Consider the following 23,873-nt stretch of genomic DNA (forward strand, 5'->3'; position numbering starts at 1 on the left):
GGGGAAGCGGGAAAAAGCGGTGCTACTTGCGCACGCCAAACTGGTAGCTGGTAGAAGACTTCAGCGTCTGGCCGGGCTTCAGGATGGTGCTCGGGAATTTGGGCTGGTTGGGCGAGTCGGGGAAGTGCTGGGTTTCCAGGCAGAAGCCGTAGTTCTGCACGTAAGCCGTGTTGCCTTTGCCCGTGAGGTTGCCCTTCAGGAAGTTGCCGGAGTAGAACTGAATGCCGGGCTCAGTGGTCGTCACCGTCATGGTGCGGCCCGTGGTGGGCTCGTACACCGTAGCGGCCGGCTGAGGCGTGGCGCGGGGCGCATCGGCCAGCACCCAGTTGTGGTCGTAGCCGCCGGGGCCGGGGCCAGTCACCTGCTTGATTCGCTCCCCGATGGTGTGGGCCTGGCGGAAGTCCATGGGGGTGCCCTGCACCTGCCGCAGCTCCCCGGTCGGAATCAGGGTGCCATCTACCACCGTGTAGCGGTCTGCGTTCAGCGTCAGCTCGTGGTCCAAAGCATTTTTCGCCTGACCGTGGTTGAGGTTGAAGTAGGCGTGGTTGGTGAGGTTGATGGGCGTGGCCTTGTCGGTCGTGGCCGAGTAGTCGATTTTCAGCGCGTCATCGTTCGTGAGCGTGTAAACGACCGTCACCTGCAGGTTGCCGGGGTAGCCTTCCTCGCCGTCCTTGCTCAGATACGTGAGCTTGAGCGTCTGCCCCTCGGCCGAAGAACCGGGCTCAGCTTCCCAAACGACCTTATCAAACCCGCGCTTACCGCCGTGCAGGGTGTTGGGCGCGTTGTTCAGCGCCAGCGTGTACTCTTTGCCATCAAGGGTGAACTTGCCGGCTTTGATGCGGTTGCCGTAGCGCCCAATCAGCGCCCCGAAGTACGGACCTTCCTGCAGGTACTGGGCACTGGTGTAGCCACCTACGTTATCGAAACCCAGCACCACGTCGCCGAGCTTGCCGTCCTTGTCGGGCACCAGCAGGCTGGTAAGCGTGCCGCCGTAGTTGGTGATAGTGGCTTTCAGGCCGTGGGCGTTGGTGAGCGTGTAGAGCTTGGCCTCGGTGCCATCGGGCAGGTGGCCGAAAGAAGTAGCGGTTGGAGTCATACGAGCAGTGGAATCGGCCGCGGCCGCGCCGGTGGCAGTGGCTGCCGTGGTATCGTCGGTGGAGCGGTTGCAGCCAACGGCGCCCGTCAGCAGCACTCCACCCGTCAGCAAGCCAGCGGTGAGCCGGGAAAAAGAAGGCAGCATAAGCAGTAGAAAAGGTTGTACACGTGAAGGCGCCCATTCAACGAATGGCCCGCCGGAAAATGGAGGCCCCGCGCCGAAACGCCGGGCCTCCCGCCTGGCTTCAGACTGGGTTATTTTTCCCCTACCACCAGTCTGAAATCTTCGAACGCGGCCGTTGCCGGCCCGCGCACCACAACTCCGGCTCTTACGCCACGGTCCCAGGGTGGCAGATAAGCGCCGTTTACAGCGGCGGAGTTGGGTAGAAGTTGCCAGGTTTTGCCCCCATCGGAGCTCCAGTCGAACTGATAAGCAGTACCGGCCTGCGCCCGCAGCCGGAGCGTGAGCCTGGTGGCAGCGGGCAGCGGGGCGGCGCTCAATACTTTGGTCTGGCCTTTTTCCAGCTGCCAGAGCTGCAGCTGTCCGCCCCCGGCCGTGAGTGCAATTTCATTTTGCGGGTCGCCGAGGGCCGCAATGCCCGCTACCGAGCCGGCTGGTATCTGGCCTGGCTGCAGCAGCGTGGTGGTTGCGGTGTAGGTGGCGGCATAGGTATGGTGGCCCAGCACCGCCCCACTGGGCTCGGGGCGGCCGGTGAGCTGCAGCTGGCCGCTGCGCAGGCTGAAGGTAGGCTTCTGCTCCACGGGCCACTGCCAGTCGGGTGCCAGCGTGCTGCCCTGAAATTCCTCGTTTACGGGGCGCGGCGCAGGCAAGGTGGCCGCCACCGGCGTGCTATTGCCCTGGAACTCGGGCCAGCCTGCGGCTGTCCACTTGAATTCGCTTAGCACGCCCTGCCGGCCCACGTACTGCTGACTTTGAGCGTCGTAGGCGTGGTGCAGCAGGTACCAGCGGTTGTTGCGCTCTACCACGGTGCCGTGGCCGGGGCATTTCCAGGTATTGTTGTTCAGCAGCACCGGGTTGCGGTCGTATTTTTCCCAGGGGCCGGTGAGCTTGCGGGCGCGGGCCACGCCGGTGGCGTAGGTGCAGCCGGGGCCACAGCAGCCGTTGGCGGCATAGAAGGCGTAGTAATAGCCGTCGTGGAGCACCATCGACACGCCCTCCACCAGGTTGCCTTCCCAGGGCGCCGAGTTGCGGAACAGCTCCACCTTCTCCCCTACCAAAGCCGTGCGCTCCTCGTTCAGGCGCTGGGCCCAGATGGGCGTGGGCTCGTTGCGGCTATTGCCGTCTTCCTTCCAGATCAGGTAGAGCTGGTTGTTTTCATCCCGCATCGGAAAGCCGTCGATGGAGCCGGCAGGCTGACTTACCAGGGGGCCATGGTCGCGGTACGGGCCGGCTGGGTTGTCGGCGCTGGCCACGCCCACGGCCAGGGTACCGCCCCGTTGGTGGGCAGTGTAGTAGATGTAGGTTTTGCTTCCTTCCTGGCTGATTTCGGGGGCCCAGAAGTAATAGTCGGCCCAGGCAGGCAGCTGGTTCGGAAATACGTGACCTACCAGCTCCCAGTCCGTGAGGTTCTTCGATTTCAGCAGCGGAAATGCCGGGCCCCAGTTGGAGGAGGTAGCTGTGGCCCAGTACGTGTCGCCTATCTTTGTTACGGAGGGGTCGGGAAAGTCGCCAGGCAGCACCGGATTGGGCAATGGGGCAGCGGTAGCGGCCACGGCAGCCGGACTGGCGCTACTGCTCGCAGTGCCAGTGCTGGTTGCGGCCGGCCGCTGGCAGGACGCCAGCAAGCCCAGAACGAGCAGCAGTGAGCTACCGAAACGACGCGGCGTAAAGCAGGAAGAAGTCGGTTGCGCCATGGCAGATAATGTAGAGTTGAAACAGCGCGGCCTTACTCACCGGAGGGCTTCTTCAGCTCTGTGCCCAGAGCTACGGGCGTACCAAAATTGGGCGTGCCATCGGCATTCCAGGTGAACTTCTGGATGCGGGGGCTACGCTGATTACCGCAGCCCTGCCCGGTTTGCGGGTTGGCGTGGTAGATAATCCAGTCCTCGGTACCGTCTTTTGACTGGAAGAAGCCGTTGTGGCCCGGTCCGTAGGCTTGGTTGGCCGGGTTTTTCGTGAAAACCGGCGTAGGCGTTTTCGTCCAGGAAGAAGGCAGCATAGGATCGGCAGTAGCGGAGGCCGTCAGCATACCCAGGGCGTAGTCGTCGGTGCTGCAATGACTGGCCGAGTACACCAGAAAGGTTTTGTCGCCGTGCTTCAGGATTTCGGGGCCTTCGTTCACGTCCGGGTCGCCAATGGTTTCCCAGCTGAAATCGGGCTTGGAAAGCTGCACGCGGGGCCCTACCAGCGTCCAGGGGTTGCTCATCTCCGAAATATAGAGGCGCTGCTCCGAGGTAGCCTCAATTTCGTGGCCCGACCAGATAAGGTAGCGCTTACCATTCTGCTCCAGCACGGTACCGTCGATGGCCCATAAATCCTGGTTGGGACTGGCAATGCGGCCTTTATACACCCAGGTGCCCGTGGTGGGGTCGGCTGAGGCGTTTTCCAGCACGTGCACGCGGTGGCCCGCGCAGCAGAAGGGGTCGGCTGAGTAGTAGATATACCACTTGCCATCAAAGGAATACAGCTCCGGCGCCCACAGGTCGCGCTGATTGATGCCTGCTTGCTGAGGCGTCCAAACCACGGTACTCACGCCCGAGGCCAACTCCGACATCTTCGCCGTTTTGCGGATAGTAATGTCGCCGCCGGTGGTGCTCATGTAGTAGTAGGTGTTGTCCTTGCGGTACACCCACGGGTCGGGACCAGCCGGCAGTAGCGGGTTTTTGAAGGTGGTGCTGTTAGTAGGGGCGTTAGGAACGTAAGGTGCCGGTTTGTCGTCCTTACACGCGGTCAGCGCCAGCGAGGAGGCCAGCAGGGTTATGAGAAATGAGTGTCGATACGAAGTCATAGAAATGAGACAAGAGTACATCTGGAAAAGGGTAAGCAAACAACCAGCTGCCGTAGACGCCTACGGCAGCTGGTTGTTTGCTTAATTCCAGCCTGGGTTTTGGGTCAGATTGGCAATATCCACATCGTTGCGTGGAATGGGCAGGTACTTGGACTTCCCTAGCTCAAAGTTGTTGAAGTCAGGGTCACGCCCTTTCAGCTGGTCGATGCCCGCTTGGTTGTCGAGCAACCCCCAACGGCGCAGATCGTGCCAGCGCCAGGTTTCACCGGCCAATTCCGTCACTCGCTCATGCATAAGCTGAGTACGCAGGGTGCCTTGGTCCAGGCTACCCAGATCGGCCAAGCCAACGCGGCGGCGAACTTGGTTGATGAGCGGAATGGCTTCGCCCGATTTGCCTTGCTCGTTCAGGCACTCAGCTTGGGAAAGCAGCACATCCGAATAGCGGATAACCCGGTGGTTGATGGGCGAATAATAACCCTCCACGTTTTTCCAATAGTCATTTTCGTACTTGCGCCAGTACACGCGGTTGCGGTTGAAGGCGTCGCCTGCGAAACGCTGGTCGAGCGTGATGTTGTCGTAGGCTTTGTTGTCCTGGTCTACCGGGTCGGTAGCGTCGTTGGGGTAACCGGCGCGGTTACGGCTGAAGAAGAGTGTAGCGGACAGCCGGGGGTCTTTCTTGCCGGCCGTAGTTTTCTCTTTCAGGAATTCATCAATCAGCCAGGCACGGGCTTCGCCGTCGGTCCAGCCTTTACCGGGCAGGCCAAAGAACTGCGCCCGTTGGCTGGCCTCCGAAGCGCCGGCGTAGTCGTCGTCGCGGTCGGCGCTGTATTCGGCCGTAAACTGCACCTCAAACACCGATTCCGAGTTGTTTTCCCGGTCGTGGCGGAAGTTGTCCCGATAGTCGCTGGTTAACGAGTACTTGCCCGAGCTGATTACTTCCGCGAACTGCGTGCTGGCCTCAGCCCACTTAAGCTGTTGCATGAAAGCTTTACCTAGCAAGGCCGTAGCAGCTCCTTTCGTAGCCCGTCCCAGGTCGTTACCAGGGTAGGTATCAGGCAATCCGGCCTTGGCAGCCTGTAGGTCCTGCACGATAAAGTCCCATACTTCCTGCTCCGAGGCAGCCTGCGGGGGCCGGTACTCGGCCGTAGAGGGCTCGGTGGCCAGCACGGGCCGCCCGTACAGCGACACCAGGTTGAAGTAATGCAGGGCCCGCAGAAAGCGGGCTTCGGCCAGCATCTGCGTTTTCAGGTTGGCGTCCATATTGATGCTGGGCACGTAAGCCAGCACCTGGTTGCAGCGGTTGATACCCACGTAATGGTTACCCCAGGTAACGGCATTTACCTCGAAGTTGTAGTCGGTAAGGCCAAACTTGGTAAAGCTCTGCAGCTCAGGCCAGGGGCTGCTGGAAAAGCCTTCGTCGGAGCGCAGATCGTAGTCGAAGTACAGCCAGCGGCGGTAGGTACCCAGCAGCTGCAGGCCGCTGTAAGCCGCCAAGACGCCTTTGTTGGCATCCTGACTGTTTTGCCAAAAGGTTTCGGCCGTGGGTAGGTTAGGGTTAGGCTGGTTGAGCAGGTCTTTTTCGCAGCCCGTGGTGAGCAGCAAGGAGCCAGACAAGAGTGTCAGCAGCCGTTTTTTATAGATGTTCATATGGAGAATCAGCAAGAAGTGGGTGGGAAATTAGAAGCCAACCTGCAGGCCGCCCGTGATGGTACGCACGTTGGGGTAGTTGCCATCATCAACGCCGCGCGCCAATCCACCAGCTCCTACAATTTCGGGGTCATAGCCCGTGTAGTCGGTGACGGTGAACAGGTTGGCGGCGGTAATGGTAAACCGTACGCTGCCAACGCCCGCCAGCTTTTCGGTGATAGTCTTCGGCAGGGAGTAGCCCACTTGCAGGTTTTTCAAACGCAGGTATGCGCCGTTTTCCAGCCAGCGGTCTGAGGTCATCAGCGCATTAGTATTAGTAGGGCTGGCCAGCAGCGGACGCGGCGTAGTGGTAGATGGGTTGGTAGGCGTCCAGGGACGGATATCCGCGCGGAAGTTGCCGTTGTCGTCCATACGGTCGGTCCAGAAGCGGGTCACGTTGAAGATATCGTTGCCTGATACCCCCTGGAACAGTGCCGACAGGTCGAAGCCCTTGTAGCCCACATTAAGGTTTAAGCCATACTGAATTTTAGGGAAAGCCGTGTCGATGAAGCGCCGATCGAGGTCGGAAATAATTCCGTCGTTGTTCAGGTCCTCGTATTTCACGTCGCCGGGCTTGGCATCAGGCTGCTTGCCGTAGGCATCAATTTCTTCCTGGGTCTGGAAGATGCCCACCATGTGTCGCAGGTAGAAAGCGCCCACGCTGTGGCCTACCTCAGTGCGGGTAACGCCGCCCGGGCCAGACGTGTAATTCTGACCCTCGAAAGCCAGTTTGGTCACGCGGTTGCGCAGCGTTGTCAGGTTGGCATTTACGCCGTAGGTGAAGTCGCCAGTGGTATTCTGGAAACCGGCCTGAAACTCGAAGCCGCGGTTTTCCAGCTCCCCCAGGTTTGTGAATGGCGTGCCACCCACGTTGCCTTCGTAGAGGGGAATAGCGGGGTTTACGAGGGCGTCCGTCGTGCGTGAAATGTAGTAGTCAGCCCCGAGGGTCAGGCGGTTATCCAGGAAGCCCGCATCAAAACCGACATTGAGGGTGTTGCGCTTTTCCCACCGCAGATTGTTGCTGGAAAGCTGATTCTGGATAGATCCGTTCTGCACCGGCTGCGTACCACCTCCCCCAAGCGGATAGTTTACGTTCGGGTTCAGAATACGCTGGTACAAGTATTCCTGCAGGTTGTCGTTGCCTAGCTGGCCGTAGCTGGCTCGCAATTTCAGGTCGCTGAGCAAGGGAATGCTTTCAAAGAAAGCTTCTTTGCTGATGCGCCAGCCCAGCGAAAAAGCCGAGAAGGTACCCCACTTGTTTACCGGGTCTACCAACGATGAACCATCACGGCGCACAGCTGCCGTTACTAAGTAACGGTCATCAAAATCGTAGGCCAGTTGGCCCAGGTAGGAGCGCTTCGCCCACTTGCGGGTTTCTCCCCCTACGCTGGCAGCGCCAGTAGCTGCCCCGAAAGCCCAATAGTAGGTAGGACCCACACCGAAGCCCTGCGCATCAGCAACAGTATTACGAATCGTATTTTTCTGTTCCGTGTAGCCGGCTACGGCATTCACATTATGCTTACCAAAGGTGCGTTGAAAGTTCAGCGTATTTTCTGCTAGCAGAAATACCCGCTCGCCCCGGCTTTCAAAGAGTTGCGAGGGACGCGTAGGCTCATTCATGCGAAGGCCCGCTGCCTGGCCGTTTTTACTTTCTGTACGGTCCAAGAATCCTACATACTCCATGCCCAGGTTCAGGCGATACGTCAGAAAGTCAAATAGCTTGATTTCCGGCGCCAGCGAGCCAATCAGGCGGTTCTCCAGGTTGGTATTATTATACACATCCTGCAGGCCCACCGGGTTGGTACCGAAGGTAACTTGGTTCGGGTTGCCAAAACCGTAGCCGCTTACGGTGGTACGGTCATGTACCGGAATGATCGGCAACATCCGCAATACATCGATGAAAGGAATGCCGTTCACCCGTGTCGTCATGGCCCGCGAGAGTTGCGCCGACTGCTCAATGCGGAAGCGCCCCCGGTTGGCCCCGGTGTTTACCCGCACGTTGTAGCGCTCAAACTTGGGGCCGATAATGGTGCCTTGCTGGTCGAAATAGCCCACCGATACGTTGTAGTTGGCCGATTCGCTGGCTCCGCTTAAGCCTACGTTGTAGCTCTGTACCCGGCCACGCTGAATCAGAGAATCCTGCCAGTTGGTATTGATGGCCGGCGGGTTGGCTGCCCCGCTATATATTTCACCCTGCTTGCCCGCATTAATGTACATCTGACGCGTGATATCAGCCCACTGCTCAGTACCGGCCAACTCATAGGTACGCGTGATATTCTGCACCCCGTAGTAGCTATTGAAGTTGAAGGCGGGCTTGCCCAGCTTGCCGCGGCGGGTACTCACGATGATAACCCCGTTGGCCCCGCGGGAGCCATAAGGAGCCAGCGAAGCCGCATCCTTCAAAATAGTAGACGACTCAATGTCGCTGGGGCTGATGTCGCGGATATCATTCGTCCACACCCCATCTACGATATAGAGGGGCGAGCTGCCCGCCTGGATACTGCCTATACCGCGAATATTCACCACGGGGTTCTGTCCCGGCGCACCGGAGTTAACTACTTGTACGCCGGCTACGCGGCCCTGCAAAGCTTCCGTCACGGATGCTACGGGGGCCCGCCGGATCTGCTCCTGGCTTACCTGCGTGACGGAGCCCGTTACCTGCTCAGCAGGCAAGCGAAGATACCCCACTACTACCACGTCGTTCAGCAGCTTGGTGTCCTGCGCCAGCGTGATGTTGACGGAGGTACGGCCGCTTACGGCCGCTTCCTGGGTGGTGTAGCCCACAAAGGAGAAAATCAGCGTGGCGTTGTCGGCCACGCTCAGCGAGTAGTTGCCGTCGGTGTCCGTCTGTGTGCCGTTGGTAGTGCCCTTTTCCAGCACCGTCACCCCGGGCAGGGGCTGCCCTTTGTCGTCGAGCACGCGCCCGCTCACGGCCACCGCCACGGGCGAAGTGCTGGCAGGAGCGCTGCTATAGGCAGCAAAAGAGGCGGCCGCAGCCGGGTTGGGCAGGGCCAGAGGCAAACAGCACAGGAGCGCCGGAACAGTAAGCCGTGGTACCCTGAGTACAGCGTTTTTCATAAAAGGGGGAATTGATGGAAGGGACCGTGGAAACGCAGGCCGTGCAAACGTTTGCACGTGGGTGGCAAAAAAAGACTCACTCTTTTTGTGCTAGGCACCAGAATGAGCTAACGGGAGGTGTTGACAAATAAACCTTAAAAAAAGTCTGAATTTTCGTTTCAGGATGTAAGAATAAGGAGAGCCGATAGGAATGTCAAGTAAAAAGTTAGATTATTTTCCCAAAGGCTGACAAACAGGTGCTTTTGAGCCTACCAGCAGGCAACGCACCGAAATGGTTTTCGGCCGGCCAGAGGGAGCGAAAACGCTGCTTATGGAAAAAGTAATATAGCAAACGTTTGCGCATAGATATAGTTTTGAGTTCCTTCGTATCAGTATTCCGGCGCCGGTGCTTTTGCCTGCCGCCCTTTCCTGCCTTTTGCCACCTCCCATATGCTGTCTTCTGCTATAGCATCTTTTTTTCAGCAGCGGTTTGCTGCCACCCCGCTGCTGGTACGGGCGCCGGGCCGCGTCAACCTGATCGGCGAGCATACCGACTATAACGCGGGCTTTGTGCTGCCCGCCGCCATCGACAAGGAAATCTACTTTGCGGTTGCCCTCAACGGCACCAGCACCATCCGGCTGCATTCCTTCGACCTGGGTGAGGACCACGAAGTGGCCCTGGCCGACGTAGCCCCGAGCAGCACGCTGTGGGCCAACTACCTGCTGGGCGTGGTGGCCCAGTTCCAGAAGCGCGAGCTGCCGGTGCAGGGCTTCGACTGCGTGTTCGGCGGCACCATACCCATGGGCGCGGGCATGTCGTCGTCGGCGGCGGTGGAGTGCGGGCTGGCGTTTGCCCTCGATACCCTGCTACATACCCGCCTCGACCGAATGGAGCTGGCCCGCATCAGCCAGAAAGCCGAGCACGAGTATGCCGGTGTGCAGTGCGGTATCATGGACCAGTTTGCCAGCCTGTTTGGCCAGGCCGGTCACGTAGTACGCCTCGACTGCCGCTCCCTGGAGTATGCCTACTTTCCCTTCGATGCCAACGCCTACCATCTGGTGCTCTGCAACTCCGGCGTGAAGCACTCGTTGGCCAGCTCCGAGTACAACACGCGCCGCCAGGAGTGCGAGCGAGGCGTGGCCGTACTGCAGCAATATTATCCGGAGGTAGCCTCCCTGCGCGACGCCACGTTGGAACAACTCGAAAAGCATCAAGCGGAGTTGGGTGAGGTAGTATACCGACGCTGCCGCTACGTGGTGGAGGAAAACCTGCGCGTAGAGCAAGCTTGCCAGCACCTGCTGGCGCACGACCTGCCAGCTTTCGGCCAGGATATGTATGGTTCCCACGCCGGCCTGCGCGACCAGTATGAAGTGAGCTGTCCGGAGCTGGATATCCTGGTAGAGCTGGCCCGCCCCCTGCCCGGGGTAGTGGGCGCCCGCATGATGGGCGGCGGCTTCGGCGGCTGCACCATCAACCTGGTGGAAGCCAGTGCGGTGGAGAGCTTTGTGACGGCCATGAAGCGGGCCTACGAAAAGCAAACGGGTATTGCCCTGGAAACGTACCAGACAACAATTGTTGACGGTGTAGGCATGCTGGCCCCAGTTGCTGTTTCCTAAGTTTCACCACTCCTTCCTTTATGGCTGAGTTTGATATTACTGAACACCCCCACCGCCGATACAACGCCCTCACGGGGGAGTGGCTGCTGGTGTCGCCGCACCGCTCCAAGCGTCCCTGGCAGGGGCAGCAGGAAACCACCGAGGCGGAGCAGCGCCCCGCCTACGACCCCACCTGCTACCTCTGCCCCGGCAACACCCGCGCCGGCGGTGCCGTGAACCCGCCTTACACGGGCACGTTCGTGTTCGACAACGACTTTGCCGCTCTCACCGCCGATGCACCCGTGGGCTCGGTGAACGTAGGCGGACTGTTGCGAGCCGAAGCCGAGTCGGGCGTAGGGCGCGTCATCTGCTTTTCACCCCGCCACGACCTGACTTTGCCCGAAATGGACGTAGCCGCCATCCGGGGCGTGGTGGACGTATGGGTGGAGCAGTTTCAGGAATTGGGCTCCCGTCCCAATATCAACTATGTGCAGATTTTCGAGAACAAGGGGCAGGTAATGGGCTGCTCGAACCCGCACCCGCACGGGCAGATCTGGGCCCAGCGCACCGTGCCCGGTGAGCCGGCTAAGGAGACGGTGCAGCAAGCCGCTTATTTCCAGGAGCACGGCCGCAGCCTGCTCACCGACTACCTGGCGCTGGAGCTGAAAGAGCAGCAGCGGGTGGTGCTGGAAAACGCGCATTGGGTGGCTCTGGTACCTTATTGGGCCGTGTGGCCCTTCGAGACACTGGTACTGCCGCGTCGGCACGTCACGGACATCACCCAGCTGTCGGGCGAAGAAAAAGACGCTTTTGCCAGCATTTTGCAGCAGCTCACAATTCGCTACGACAACCTGTTTCAGATTTCCTTCCCCTACTCGGCCGGGCTGCACCAGCGCCCTACCGATGGGCAGGAGCACCCGGAGTGGCATTTGCACATGCACTTCTATCCGCCCCTGCTGCGCTCGGCTACGGTGCGCAAGTTCATGGTCGGCTACGAAATGCTCGGCGACCCGCAGCGCGACATCACCCCCGAAGCCGCGGCTCAGCGCCTTCGCGAGCTACCCGGGGTGCACTACAAGCAAGCGGCAACACCTACTCACATCTAATTAATCAAGTGAATTTTTTAAAGCAAAAAGGCCCTCTACTCAATGCAGCGGGCCTTTTTATTGTCGTTACCGTTCCCCCGAAGGCCGGGCCAGCGGCTGGCCTATTGGCACGGGGTTGCCAAAGTTGGGCGAGCCGTCGGGGTTCCAGGTGAAGGGCTGAGCGCGGGGCGTGCGGAACCGGCCGCAGCCCTGGCCGGGCTCATCGTTGGCGTGGTACAGAATCCAATCCTCCTTGCCGTCGGGTGACTTAAAGAAGGAGTTGTGGCCGGGTGCATACACCTTGTTGGCTGCGTTCTGCTGAAAAACCGGCGTTGGCGACTTGGTCCAGGATGCGGGCTGCAGTAGGTCGGCGCTGGCGGAGGCGGTGAGCATGCCTAGGGCGTAGGTATCGGTCCAGCACCCACTGGCGGAGTAGATGAGGTAGAGCTTGCCCGCGTGGCTGAGCACCTCAGGGCCTTCGTTCACGTCCACGTGCGGCGGGTCATTGGGGTTGTTCAAGTCGCCGTTCCGCTCCCAGGAGTACTCCGGGGTCGAGACACGCACCCGTGGGCCCTCAATGGTCCAGGGGTTCTTCATGCGGGCCAGGTAGATGTCCTGGCGGCCGTTCACGTCGCCTTCCCACCCCGACCACACAAAGTATAGCTGCCCGCGGTGCTCGAACACCGAGCCGTCGATGGCCCACTTGTTGGTGGCGTCGGTTATCTGGCCTTTATCTTCCCAAGTGCCTTCCAGCGGGTCGGCAGCGCTGTTTTCGAGCACGAACAGCCGGTGGTCGGGGTTGCGGCCGGCATCGGCGGCGTAGTAGAGGTACCACTTGCCGTTGAGGCGGTGCAGCTCCGGCGCCCAGATTTCGCGGGAGTTAGGGCCGGTGGACGGCGGCGTCCACACCACTTTGCTGGGGGCGGTTTTCAACTGGCTCAGCGAAGGCGTTTTCCAAAGGGTAATGTTGCGGCCGGTGGTGTGCGTGTAGTAGTAGTAGCCGTTGTGGTAGATGCTCCACGGGTCGGCGCCGGCGGGTAGCAGCGGGTTGGTGAAGGTGGCTTCTGCTGCGGTTGCGGCTGTGGCAGCGGGTTGCTGCGGGGCGCGGGTGCAGCTGCCCGCCAGTAGCCCCAGGAGTAGCAGCAGGGACGATGATTTCATAGGAGCATTTTTTCAGACGGTAGTTACCGCGCTTGCTGACGGCGGTTCCCGCAGAGGACGCAGAAGGTTGTGCGGAGGTCGTTCAACGACTTTTGCCGGGCCGTTTACTTGCCGTTGGTTTTGCGAATGAGGTCGGTTTCGTCCGGGTGGTAGGGCGTGCCATCTTTGCGGAATACCTCGTGGAACCACTCGCCGGGCTCCCCACCATCGGCTACCGGCACGTCCCACTGGTACTTGGTGTTGGTTTTGCCGTCCACGAGGCCCCAGTTGATGGCGCCAATGTTGTACTTCTTCAGCAGGGGCATGATGTTGACGAAACGCGAGTTGCGGGGGCGGGCCATGTACTCGGTGCAGATCATGGGGCGGCCGTGGGTCTTGAGCAGCTCAATCACCCGCTCGTGGGCCGGCACTTCGTCGTAGTTGTGATAAGTCAGTACGTCGGAGTTCAGCGCCTGAAAAGTGTTGAGCTCCTTGAAACCCCAGTTCCAGAGGCCCACGCTCAGGGGCTGGCTGGGGTTTACCTCGCGGGCCCAGGCAAAGACGTTGCGTAGCAGCGGCATCGACGAAATTCCTTTGTTGCTGTTGCCGGGCTCGTTGTACAAATCCCAGAGCAGCACGCGCTTGTCGGTGGCGAAGCTGCGCAGCACGTCCTGCACGTAGGGTTTCAGCTTCACGAACGTGGCCGAGTCGCGGGAGGCCGGGTCGCCGGGGTCCTGTACCCAGCCGGAGTTGTGGATACCGGGCTTGGGCGCGGGCTGGGTGCCGACTTTCGCGTCTTTGTTCCAGCAGTCATCGAAAAACACCAGAATGGTCTGGATGTGGTGCTTGTCGGCAATGGCCAGGTAGTCGTTCACGCGCTTTTTGAAGCCCTGGGGGTCTTGCTGCCAGGCCAAGCTATGCAGGAACACGCGCATAGTATTGAAGCCAATGCCCTCGGCCCAGCCCAGCTCCTTATCAATGGTGGCGGGGTCGAAGGTTTCAGCTTGCCACATTTCCAGCTGGTTGATGGCCGTGCTGGGCGTGAAGTTGGCGCCTGACATCCAGGGATGCTGACGGTACCAGGCATTGGCCCGCTCCGCCGACCAGCGCTGGTTCTGCATGGCGGCCGCCGTAGCCGCCGCGCCTTTGGTTTTGATCTTGGTTTTCTGGGCAAACGTGCTGGTGGTGGAAGTCAGCAGCAGAAGAAAGAGCAGCAGCTTTTTCATGAAAGGGGAAATGGTAAGAAGAAGGTAAATCGAAAGAAATAGTCCCTTGCCTATGGAACATCATGCTTCATCTGGCGTCCGCTTGTCGAAGCATCTCTACTCCTGGCTAATCAAACAGCACTACAACGAAGCGGCAGAGATGCTTCGACAAGCTCAGCATGACGTTTTTAGAGTTGCACGTTCATTGATTACTCGCCTGAGGGTTTAGGCTGGGGCTGCGTGAGGGAGACGGGCGCGCCGAAGTTGGGCGTGCCATCGGGGTTCCAGGTGAACTTCTGCATGCGGGAGCTACGGCCCTCACACTTGCCATCAGCGGCGACTTTGGCGTGGTACACCAGCCAGTCCTCCCGCCCGTCCGGTGACTTGGTAAAGCAGTTGTGGCCCGTGCCCCACACGCCATTTTCAGACGATGGCTTGAACACCGGCTGCGGCGCTTTGGTCCACGACTCAGGCTTGAGCGGGTCAGCGCATTTCCGGGCCGAAAGCATGCCCAAAGAGTAGTTGTCGTCCCAGCAGGCGCTGGCCGAGTACACCACCAGCAGCTGCCCTTGCCGGCCGGTCAGAAACTCCGGGCCTTCCAGAATCTGGCGGCCCCCGCCTTTTTCCCAGTCAAACGTAGGCCGGGCGATAATGACTTCTTTGCCGGGCAGCAGCGTCCAGGGGGTTTGCATAGGCGCAATAGCCAGCACGCTCTGGGGCCCTACGTAAGCGGAATACAGAAAGTACCGCTTTCCGCCAAGCTCAAACACCGACCCGTCGAGGCCGGAATGCTGGGTATTCACTTTCCCCTTATCTACCCATTGGCCCGTGGTGGGGTCGGCGGCCGTATTTTCCAGCACAAAAACAAAGCGGCTGTTGTCGCCGGGGTTGGCTTTGTCGGTGGCGGTGTAGTAGAGGTACCACTTGCCATCTAGGAGGTGCAGCTCGGGTGCCCATAGCTGGGTAGAATTGGGGCCGGTAGCCGGGGGAGTCCATACCACCGCCGCCGGGGCTTCCTTCACCCCGCTCAGCGTCTTGCTTTTCCAGAGCGTGATGTTCTCACCCGTGGTGTTGGTGTAGTAGTAATAGTCCCCGTGCCGCGCTACCCACGGGTCCGGACCTTCAGCCCGCAAGGGGTTGCGAAAGGTGGTGGCCGGCTGCTGTTGGGCCCAAGCCGCTGGGCTTGAGCCGGCTCCCAACAGCAACAGCAAGCCAGGCATCGCAACGCGGGGGAAACAAAGACTCATCATAGAAAGACCAAAGCTGATTTACGCCTTCAGACAGGAAAGCACGGTGGGTAGTTGCCCGCCCATTAGTGCGCGACGACTACTGAGCAGCGCTGGCTGGGGCCCGCACCTGTCAGCTGAACCCGGTACAGGCCGGCGGGCAGGCTTTCGGTTGCCAGCGAAGTGGTGTTGGCTACGCCCGCCGCGGCCCGCAAGGCCAGGTGGCGCACCAGCTGGCCAGTGCTGCTGTACACGTCCAGGCGGGCCGCGCCCGATTGCTGGGGCACAAACGACAGGGTGAGGGCCGAGCTAGCCGGATTTGGGTAGGCCGTCAGACTGCCCGCGGGGGCTTCGTCGCGGGCGGCCAGGGCGGTGCGGCCGCTGTTCAGGGGCAGGGGCATCAGGTCGAGCTTCCAGCGCTGGGCGTCGTTGCCGTTGTCGGTGTACTGATGCACGCCGGTGCCGGGGTTGGAAAGATTATTGTCCACGTCGAGGCACTGGTTGGTGCCCTTGTGCACGAGCTTCACGTACCCGTCGCCCGCGGGTACAATCTGCCAGCGTTGGGCATTGTTGCCATTGTCGGTCCACTGCTGCACCACGGCGCCAGCGCTGACACTGTTGCCGGCCACCTCCAGGCACAGGTTGGTGTTGCGGTGGCGGATTTTGTAGTAGCCGTCGGCTTCCAGGGTGATTACCCAGCGCTGGGCATCACTGCCGTTATCGGTGTACTGGTGCAAAATTTGGCCCGGCGTGGCCGAGTTATCGGGCACATCGAGGCACTGGTTGGTGCCCTTATGCGTAAGCCGGTAGGTGCCGCCCGAAACAATGTTCTGGTTGATGAGCGTGAACTGCCAGCGCTCAGCATCGCTGCTGTTATCGGTGTACTGGGCTACATTGGTGTTGGGGGTATTGCTGTTGTTGGCTACGTCCAGGCACTGATTCGTGCCCTTGTGGGTAAGCTTGTAATATCCCCCATCCATGGCTTCGATCCGCCAGCGCTGGGCATCGTTGCCGTTATCGGTGTACTGCTGCACGTTGGCATTCGGGGCGCCGCTATTACCGTCCACGTCCAAGCACTGATTAGTACCCTTATGCGTGAGCTTGTAGTGCCCGTCGGCCTGCAGCGTCACAATCCAGCGCTGGGCGTCATTGCCATTGTCGGTATACTGCTGCACGTTGGTGTTGGGGGCGCTGCTGTTGCCGGCCACGTCCAAGCATTGGTTGGTGCCCTTGTGCGTGAGCTTGTAGGTGCCACCCGAAACCAGATTATTTACGGGGCACGCTCCACCGGGCACGCGCGGGGCCACGCCGTAGTTGGTCATGTTCACCTTCTGAATGGCTCCATCCCCCGTGAAATACAGCCGGTCGATGGCCACGTAGCGGGTGGAGAAATTGTTGTTCTGGTAGCGGTGGTAAGTAATATAGTACTCATCGCAGCCGGGAATTTTGGTAATAGAATGGTGGCCGGCGCCCTGGTTCTGAGCATCCGATGACAGGACCGAGCCGCGGTAGGTCCAGGGGCCCAGCGGAGAAGTACTAGTAGCGTACTGCACGTTGTAGCTGGCGTTGGTCCAGGAGCCGTTGGAGTAAGTCATGTAGTACGTGCCATTGCGCTTCACCACGTAGGGCCCTTCCGTGTAGTTTTGGGGCGTGATGTTCACGGGGGCATCGGCCGTTAAACTCACCATGTCGGCGTTGAGCTTGCGGGCCACCAGCCGGCTGCCATTGGAGCCGCCGTAGTAGATGTAGGCCTGCCCGTTATCATCCACGAACACGTGCGGGTCGATAATATCCACCGTGTAGGGGTCGGAGCCGATGAGCGGGCGGCCCAGGTCGGTGAACGGCCCGGTGGGGGAATTGCCTACGGCCACCCCAATCTTCACTTCCGCCGAGTAATAGAAGTAGTACTTGCCGTTGCGGGCCACTACTGAGGGCGCCCACCCGTTGTAGTCGGCCCAGGTGCACTGCGGGCCCACGTCGAAAATCACGCCGTCGTCGCGCCAGTTGGTGAGGTCGGTTGAGGAAAATGCGTGAAAGCCCTGGCCACCAGTGCCTTCGTTGGTAGTTGGGTAAATGTAGTAGCGCCCGTTGAAGTAGTTCATTTCCGGGTCGGCATGGTAGCCGGGGAGAATGGGGTTGCCGCTGGTCTGGGCCTGGGCGGGCCGGTGCAGCCCAAACGTGCCGAGGCACAGCGCGAGAAAGAGTAGAAGTGGTTTCATGGTTGTGGTGGGATTAAGTAAGCACTGGAACGGAAGCGCACGAAACCACAGCCCAGAGGCCAGGCAATCAGGATAGCATGATTATCAGATAAATAAATAGCTAAACCAGGAGCGCAGCCCGTCTTGCAGAGCTTACCCCCAAGAATTTCCTGGTAGGGTTCAGCTGGTCAGCAACCTATACAGGGCTTCATAAACAGCAGGAAGCCATTGGTTTAGCTGGAGCTATAAGAGACAATAGGTAGGGAAGTAAAATAAGACCGGGCTTGGCATTATGCTACTACAGAGGGGCTTAAAGCGGGCAGTAGCAGTAACCAGACGCCGCAAGCTAATTCCGTCGATTAAATTATGCAAACGTTTGCACATTTATATGCATCTTGCCTCCGTCCTTTCCCACCGCGCTTTCCTTATACTAAGCCCCGCTTTCCTTCATTCGACCTTCCCCTGATTTATGCCTTCCCGTCGCAACTTCCTCCAACAGGCCTCTGCTGGCCTGGCTTCTCTGGCCCTGCTGAACAACGCCGCCTGCTCTGCGGCGGCCCGCACCTACACCAACCCCGTGTACGCCGGCCAGTTCCCCGACCCCTTCGTGCTGCGCCACGAGGGTCGCTACTACGCCTTTGGTACCACCGGGCAGGGCCGCACCTCGGATGGGCGTATCTTCACCCTGCTCACCTCCGATAACCTGGTTGACTGGAAACCGGCCGGCGGTGCCCTTACGCCACCTGCTGGGGCCGAAGGTGCCGACTTCTGGGCACCAGAAGTTGTGTTTCACGACGGCACGTTTTACATGTACTACTCCATGGGCGGCGGAGCCATTGGCGCCAGCGTGGGCCACCGCCTGCACGTAGCCACCAGTAAAACACCGCAGGGACCCTACACCCAGGTGGCGCTGCTGGATGTGCCTGCCAGCAAGTTTACCATCGACGCCCACGCCTTCCAGGATACCGACGGGCAATGGTACCTGTTCTACGCCCGCGACTTTATCGATACGGAAAACGGGTACCGCCCCGGCACCGGGTTGGTGGTTGACCGGCTGCTGGACATGACGCGCCTGGCCGGGGAAAGCCGCACCGTGATGCGGGCCCGTCACGATTGGACAGTGTTCGAGAAAAACCGCACCATGCCGCTGTATGGTGGCCAGACGTTTGCCGAGTGGCACACGCTGGAGGGGCCTTTCATGCGCAAGCATGAGGGCAAATACTATTGCTTCTACAGCGGCGCCAACTTCCTCACGCCCCGCTACGGCGTGGACTTCTGCGTGGCCGACTCCATTATGGGGCCCTACTCGGAGGCCGGGGGCGGGCAAGGGCCGCGGGTACTGGCGGCCGTGGCGGGCCACGTGCGCGGGCCGGGCCACCACTCCCACGTGCTCAGCCCCGATGGCAAAACCGAGTACCTGGTGTATCATGCCTGGAACAAGGAAATGACGGAGCGGCAGCTTTGCATTGATCCACTGACCTGGACTGCCCAGGGCCCGCGCTGCCAGGGGCCAACGTATACCCCCCGGCCTTTGCCTTAAGCCACGTAACGACCGTTTCTCACTGTAAAGAGCCGGCCGCACAAATGCCGGCTTCTTTGCGTACGTTTGCACAAATAGTTGCACAGGGTTTGCATCGCCTCTTTGCACAGACCGCCCTCCGTAAGCAGCAGCATTTTGGCACGTACAAGAGCATCCATCACCGACCTGGCCCAACAGCTGGGTGTATCGGTTTCCACGGTTTCCCGGGCCCTGAGCGACCATCCAGGCATCAGCGACTCTACCAAGAAGCGGGTGTGGAAACTGGCCAAGGAGCTGCACTACCAGCCCAACCACCTGGCGGCCGGCTTGCGCAAGGGCCGTAGCAATTTGCTGGGTGTGCTGGTGCCCCACATCGACGGGCACTTCTTTACGCTGGTCGTGAAAGGCATCGAAACCATTGCCTCCAAGGCCGGCTACAACATCATGATCTGCCAGTCGAACGAGGACGTGACGCACGAGCGCAAGAACATCGAAACCCTGCTCAGTGCGCAAGTAGAAGGAATTCTGGTGTCGATGTCGCGTACTACCCGGGACTTCAAGCACTTCGAGAAGGTGCGGAAGCAGGAAATTCCGCTGGTGTTTTTTGACCGGGTGCTGGACGGGCTGGACGTGAATGCCGTGGTGCTCGACGACCGGGAAGGCGGCTATCAGTCCACCAAGCACCTGATTGCCCAGGGCTGCCGCCGCATTGCGCACTTTGGCGGTCCGCAGCACCTGAACATTTACAAAAACCGGCGCCAGGGCTACGTAGATGCTTTGCTGGAGGCCGGCATGCCCATCGAGGAAGAGCTATTTTTCTACTGCGACATGACGCTAGAAGACGGCATAGCCGGCATGCAGCAGATGCTGGCCTTGCCCCATCCTCCGGATGCCATCTTTTCTGCCAGTGACTTCTCGGTGGTGGGTGCCCTGCAGGAGTTGAAACGGCAGGGGTTCCGCTCACCCCAGGATATTGCCCTGGCCGGGTTCAGCAACGAAACCTTCACCTCCCTCACCGAGCCCATGCTCACGTCGGTGGACCAGCGCTGCGAGCAGATGGGCCAGTCGGCGGTGCGGCTGTTTCTGGAAATGCTGGAAGAGCGCGGCAGTATATTTTCCCCGCGGCGCATCGTGCTGCAGCCCGATCTACTGATCCGGACTTCCTCGCAGCGGCTCACTACGAAAGGATAACCCTGCCTAATCCTGCTGCGAGGGCAGGTGCTCGGGCGCGGTTGTGGCAGCCCGGCGACCCAGACGGTAGGTGAAAGCCAGGACCACGTTGTTTTTGGCCGAGGTATTCTGCGGAATAAACTGCCCCTGCTTGTACGCGGGCAGGTTGTAGTTGGCCTGATGCACCCAGCCAGCCTGGGCAGTAAGGTGCTTGTTGAACTGGTAGCCGGCTCCGGCGTACACACGGTTGCGCTCAAATACCGGCCCTTTCGGGTTCAGAAAGATTTCGTCGTACACCGAAAGAAAGACCGTGCCGGGCCCGATGGCGCTTTTGTTGAGGGGCAGAAACGTGTTCAGGCGGTAGCGCAGGCGGTTGCGGGTACCGGTACTGTCGCCACTATAGTTAAACCAGCGCTGCTCCAGGCGGTAGCGGTGTTCTACCCGCAGACGCTCCATGTACTGGTTGAGGGTAATCTGCAGCCACAGGCGGGCCTCTGTATTCAGGGGGCCCTCACCTACTTCCCGGGGCTTGTAGGTAGCGTAGCGCCCCCCGGCCAGCATCACCGTGAAGTTCTTGTCTAGGTCGTAGCTCAGGCCTCCCTTCAGCTCATTGTAGAAGTACTGGCTGAACAAGCCGTTGGTGCGGGCCTGCACTTCGGCGTAGCCCCCCCACTTGTTCTCGGGCGTGCCGGGCAGCTGCACCGTGCCAATAAACCAGGTGCCCCAGGTGCCCGGCGTCTGGGCCCGGGCCTGGCTGATTCCTCCCAACAAGGCCCCCAGGAGGCCCACTGCGCACGCGGCTTTGTTCATTGCAAGTGCTTGTTTTCGCGCGGCGAAGGTACAGGAGAACCGTGAGCCGACCACTACCTTTCCGGCCATCCGCCTCCCAACCTGTCAGTGAGCCACCTCCAGGCGTGCCGGCAGTTACCGGAGAGGCCCGGGTGGCTGCCCCACCCGGGCATAGCCAAAGCGCACCGGCGGCGCTACGGTATGGTAGCCGTCGAGGCCCGAAATGCAGGCGGTGCCCATAGCGGCCAGGTCCAGGGTGCCATCCGGGCGCAGGCACTCCTCGCGCAGGTACACGTGCTCTACCGCTCCTACCAGCAGCACCGTGCCGTTGGAAATGGCCAGCTCCTGCTGCAGCCGCAGCCCAATGCAAACGGCGCTTTCGGCCACGTAGGGCGCCGCAAACCCGTCGCGGTAGACGGGGGTAAATCCGCAGGCTTCAAACTCCGATACCCCGGAAGCAAAGTCGGCGGAGGTGTAGTGGGCAGCGGCGGCCAGGGCTTCGGGCACGTGGTTGAGGGTGTAGCAGCCGCTGCTGCGCAGGTTCTGGTAGGTGTGCCGGGGCACGGAGGTGGGCCGCGTGACCAGGCCCAGCAGGGGTGGGTCGGAGCCCAGGTGGAGGGCTGAGCTGAAGATGGCCAGGTTCGTAGCCCCATCGGCTGCCGCCGTGCCCACCAGGTTGGCCGGCTTGAACCCGGGCAGGCCATTCACCAGATTCAGGCGGTAGATTCGCTCAGCGGCGTGGATATCGGCAGCGGTAAGGTGCAGCATAGGGGCAGAACAGGTTGCTTGGACTATGCAGACCAGCGGCCGACGGCATTGTTTCGGCGGCCTGGTTTTCCGTGGCCGGCCGCCTTACTTCCCCGGCCGGTCGACGTCCGTTAGCTGCCCTTTCTGCTGCATCACCTGCAGGTCCAGTCGCGAAAGCGAAAACGGCTCCTTACTGTACTTGGCCGGGTCATTGAGCTTCCGCAGCGGATGCGCGTTGTCGATGGCGTACTCGTTGGCTACCAGCTCTATCGTGTTGCCCTGGGTGCTCACCACTTTCAGCAGGCTGTACTCGCTGGTCGAATCGTTTTTGCGCACGGTGTAAACGTCGCCGACGCGCGGGGCGGCCAGGTAGGCGGCATTGTCCTTTTTATTCTGACCACTAGCCCAGAGCCCCCAGGCGGCCAGCAGCAGCAGTACCAGCAGCCCCGACCATTGCCACCAGGGCGCCAGCGTCTGCTTTTTCAGGGCTTGGAGGGCCTGGCGCAGGTCGGTGGCCTCGGCGGGTAGCTCGCCCAGGGCCCAGGTGCCCTTGCAATGCAGGCACTGAGCTACGGCGGGTTTGGCAAAGGGCACCAACGGCACCCAGTAGATGTGAGCGTAGCGGCTAAACACGCTCAGCTGCATTTTCTCAGCATTAGCGCAAGCCGGGCAAGCCAGCCCGGGCTGCAGCTGGGTGCGCACGGGCGAGCTGTTGGTTCCGTAAATAATCATGAACGGGTAGCGGGTTGGTAGCAGGTAAGGCTCAACGGCACTAAGGGCCGGCCAGTTGCCGCCGACCGGCGGTTTGCTTGTCCTCGGGGCTGTTACACCTGCCCTTCCGGCCCGCGCTGCTGGGCTCCCGCGCGTCCCCAGGCACCCAGCCAACCGGGCCGCGGGGTGGGCACCGCTTGCTCGCGGCCCGCCCTTCCAGCCAGAAAGCGCTACCTTACTGCCTCGCTTGTAGTAGCGGCCGGCAGATTGCGGGTTGGTTATTGCTTTCCGACCTGTATGCCCGATTCTGCTACTCCCGCGCCCGCCGCCAACTCTCCCGAAGCCGAACTCCAGCGCCTGCGGGCCGAGAATGAACGCCTGCGCGCGGCTTCTGCGTCCGTGCCCAACGCGGCCTACGAGCAAAGCCAGGTGCGCTTCCGGACGGTGTTCGAGAATACGCCTCTGGGGCAGAAAATCATCGACCCCGACCTGAATATTCTCCAGGCCAATCAGGCCCTGGCCGATATGCTGGGTTTTGGGAAGGCCGAGGAGCTGGTGGGCAAGCGCATCCTCGACTTTGCCCACCCCGACCACCTGGCCGACTGGAGCAAGCTGCAGGAAAGCCTCTGGGCCCACAAGAAACCTTCCTTTATGCTGGAAACCTGCCTGGTGCGGCCCGATGGAACCTCCTTTTGGTGTCAGGTAACGTCGGTGCTGTTTCCCGACGGCGGCGGCGAGCTGGGCTACACCACGCTGGAAGATATTTCGGAGCGCAAGAAGCTGTCCATAAGCCACAAACGCCTCTACGATGCCCAGGAAACCATCCTGCACCTGGCCGCCCACGACCTGAAAAGCCCCATCAGCAACATCCAGCTGCTGGTAGACCTGCTCAAGCGGGAAGATGCCCTGCAGGAGCTGCAGCCCGCCGATACGCAACAGCACGTGCAAAAGCTCCTGTCGTTGATTGAGCAGTCGTGCACCGAGGCAGGGGTGCTGCTGAAAGACGTGCTCTACCTGGGCCAGCTGGAAGCCACCAAGCTGGAAAAGCACCAAACCGACCTGGGCGCTTTCCTTTCCGAGCGGCTGCAGGTGTTTCGGGTGGTGGCCCAGGACAAGGGCATTGAGCTGGAGCTGGACCTGCCGGATAAGCCTCTGACGGCCAACATCCACGCCGATAAGTTTGGCCGCATCCTCGACAACCTGCTCACCAACGCCATGAACTTTACCCCGCCCGGCGGCAACATCTGCGTGCGCCTGCAGCAGCACGAGGGCCGCATCCGGCTGGTGGTAAAGGATACCGGCCTAGGCATTCCTGAGGAGCTGCAGGCCCGGGTATTCGACAAGTTCAGCACGGCTTCCCGCTCGGGCCTCTACGGCGACACCACCACCGGACTAGGGTTGTTCATCACCAAGCAGATTGTGGAGCTGCACGAGGGCAAGATCTGGCTGGAAAGCAAGGAGCAGGAAGGCACCACCTTCTTCATCGACCTGGCCTAGCCTGCGGAAGCATAGCCAGCGGGTGCCGATGTAGTAGCACATCGGCAGATAGACCATCATGCTGAGCAAAGTCGAAGCATCTCTCCCTCTGGCTAATTATTGCACTGCAACGAAGCGGGAGAACTGCTTCGGCTCTGCTCAGCATGACGGTCTTCAGCATGACGGTCTACTACTCCGCCATCA

Annotated in this window: 17 protein-coding genes; 5 read left to right on the plus strand and 12 right to left on the minus strand. The window is 60.5% G+C overall.

Annotated elements, in window-relative coordinates; translation table 11 throughout:
• Positions 1-22: 22 nt before the first annotated feature.
• The 5 genes from I5L79_RS08875 to I5L79_RS08895 all read right to left on the minus strand — a co-directional run bounded on the left by I5L79_RS08875 (position 23) and on the right by I5L79_RS08895 (position 8,771).
• Positions 23-1,240: an aldose epimerase family protein gene (locus I5L79_RS08875; RefSeq protein WP_231402996.1), complete on the minus strand. Its 1,218-nt coding sequence runs from the start codon at positions 1,238-1,240 to the stop codon at positions 23-25.
• Between the two features lie 110 nt (positions 1,241-1,350).
• The gene (locus tag I5L79_RS08880) at positions 1,351-2,970 is read right to left on the minus strand and encodes a family 43 glycosylhydrolase (protein ID WP_231402997.1); all 1,620 of its coding nucleotides are present in this window, start codon (positions 2,968-2,970) and stop codon (positions 1,351-1,353) included.
• Between the two features lie 32 nt (positions 2,971-3,002).
• Complete coding sequence (locus I5L79_RS08885; protein ID WP_196954682.1) at positions 3,003-4,064, minus strand: glycoside hydrolase family 43 protein; 1,062 nt, start codon at positions 4,062-4,064, stop codon at positions 3,003-3,005.
• 81 nt (positions 4,065-4,145) lie between these two features.
• On the minus strand, positions 4,146-5,711 hold the full coding sequence (locus I5L79_RS08890) for a RagB/SusD family nutrient uptake outer membrane protein (RefSeq protein ID WP_196954683.1): 1,566 nt from the start codon (positions 5,709-5,711) through the stop codon (positions 4,146-4,148).
• Between the two features lie 30 nt (positions 5,712-5,741).
• Positions 5,742-8,771, minus strand: a complete 3,030-nt coding sequence (locus I5L79_RS08895; RefSeq protein WP_196954684.1) for a SusC/RagA family TonB-linked outer membrane protein — start codon at positions 8,769-8,771, stop codon at positions 5,742-5,744.
• Between the two features lie 486 nt (positions 8,772-9,257).
• Between I5L79_RS08895 and galK the strand changes: the two genes are divergently transcribed.
• Positions 9,258-10,424: a galactokinase gene (galK, locus tag I5L79_RS08900; protein ID WP_196954685.1), complete on the plus strand. Its 1,167-nt coding sequence runs from the start codon at positions 9,258-9,260 to the stop codon at positions 10,422-10,424.
• 20 nt (positions 10,425-10,444) lie between these two features.
• Positions 10,445-11,509, plus strand: a complete 1,065-nt coding sequence (locus I5L79_RS08905) for a UDP-glucose--hexose-1-phosphate uridylyltransferase (protein ID WP_196954686.1) — start codon at positions 10,445-10,447, stop codon at positions 11,507-11,509.
• A gap of 66 nt (positions 11,510-11,575) precedes the next feature.
• On the opposite strand, the gene I5L79_RS08910 is transcribed toward I5L79_RS08905, so the two are convergent.
• From I5L79_RS08910 to I5L79_RS08925, 4 genes are all read right to left on the minus strand, one after another.
• On the minus strand, positions 11,576-12,649 hold the full coding sequence (locus I5L79_RS08910; RefSeq protein WP_196954687.1) for a glycoside hydrolase family 43 protein: 1,074 nt from the start codon (positions 12,647-12,649) through the stop codon (positions 11,576-11,578).
• Between the two features lie 104 nt (positions 12,650-12,753).
• On the minus strand, positions 12,754-13,854 hold the full coding sequence (locus I5L79_RS08915) for a glycoside hydrolase 5 family protein (protein ID WP_196954688.1): 1,101 nt from the start codon (positions 13,852-13,854) through the stop codon (positions 12,754-12,756).
• Between the two features lie 188 nt (positions 13,855-14,042).
• Positions 14,043-15,053 carry a glycoside hydrolase family 43 protein gene (locus I5L79_RS08920; RefSeq protein ID WP_196954689.1) on the minus strand — a complete coding sequence of 337 codons (1,011 nt, stop codon included), beginning with the start codon at positions 15,051-15,053 and terminating at the stop codon, positions 14,043-14,045.
• A gap of 92 nt (positions 15,054-15,145) precedes the next feature.
• Positions 15,146-17,278 carry an RICIN domain-containing protein gene (locus I5L79_RS08925; protein ID WP_196954690.1) on the minus strand — a complete coding sequence of 711 codons (2,133 nt, stop codon included), beginning with the start codon at positions 17,276-17,278 and terminating at the stop codon, positions 15,146-15,148.
• A gap of 448 nt (positions 17,279-17,726) precedes the next feature.
• On the opposite strand from I5L79_RS08925, the gene I5L79_RS08930 reads away from it, so the two are divergent.
• Together I5L79_RS08930 and I5L79_RS08935 are read left to right on the plus strand one after the other, a co-directional pair.
• The gene (locus I5L79_RS08930) at positions 17,727-18,797 is read left to right on the plus strand and encodes a glycoside hydrolase family 43 protein (RefSeq protein WP_196954691.1); all 1,071 of its coding nucleotides are present in this window, start codon (positions 17,727-17,729) and stop codon (positions 18,795-18,797) included.
• A 135-nt stretch (positions 18,798-18,932) separates the two neighbouring features.
• A complete protein-coding gene (locus I5L79_RS08935; protein WP_196954692.1) occupies positions 18,933-19,967 on the plus strand; it encodes a LacI family DNA-binding transcriptional regulator in 1,035 nt (344 codons plus the stop codon).
• Positions 19,968-19,973: 6 nt separating this feature from the next.
• Here the strand turns inward: I5L79_RS08935 and I5L79_RS08940 are convergent, their stop codons facing one another.
• The 3 genes from I5L79_RS08940 to I5L79_RS08950 all read right to left on the minus strand — a co-directional run bounded on the left by I5L79_RS08940 (position 19,974) and on the right by I5L79_RS08950 (position 22,214).
• Entirely contained in the window at positions 19,974-20,756 is a 783-nt protein-coding gene (locus tag I5L79_RS08940; RefSeq protein ID WP_196954693.1) for a DUF2490 domain-containing protein, read from the minus strand.
• Positions 20,757-20,870: 114 nt separating this feature from the next.
• On the minus strand, positions 20,871-21,503 hold the full coding sequence (locus I5L79_RS08945) for a flavin reductase family protein (protein ID WP_196954694.1): 633 nt from the start codon (positions 21,501-21,503) through the stop codon (positions 20,871-20,873).
• Positions 21,504-21,587: 84 nt separating this feature from the next.
• The gene (locus tag I5L79_RS08950) at positions 21,588-22,214 is read right to left on the minus strand and encodes a hypothetical protein (protein WP_196954695.1); all 627 of its coding nucleotides are present in this window, start codon (positions 22,212-22,214) and stop codon (positions 21,588-21,590) included.
• Positions 22,215-22,490: 276 nt separating this feature from the next.
• On the opposite strand from I5L79_RS08950, the gene I5L79_RS08955 reads away from it, so the two are divergent.
• A complete protein-coding gene (locus I5L79_RS08955) occupies positions 22,491-23,690 on the plus strand; it encodes a PAS domain-containing sensor histidine kinase (RefSeq protein WP_196954696.1) in 1,200 nt (399 codons plus the stop codon).
• The last annotated feature ends 183 nt before the right edge of the window (positions 23,691-23,873 follow it).

The sequence above is a fragment of the Hymenobacter guriensis genome (assembly GCF_015773195.1).
Taxonomy (GTDB): domain Bacteria; phylum Bacteroidota; class Bacteroidia; order Cytophagales; family Hymenobacteraceae; genus Hymenobacter; species Hymenobacter guriensis.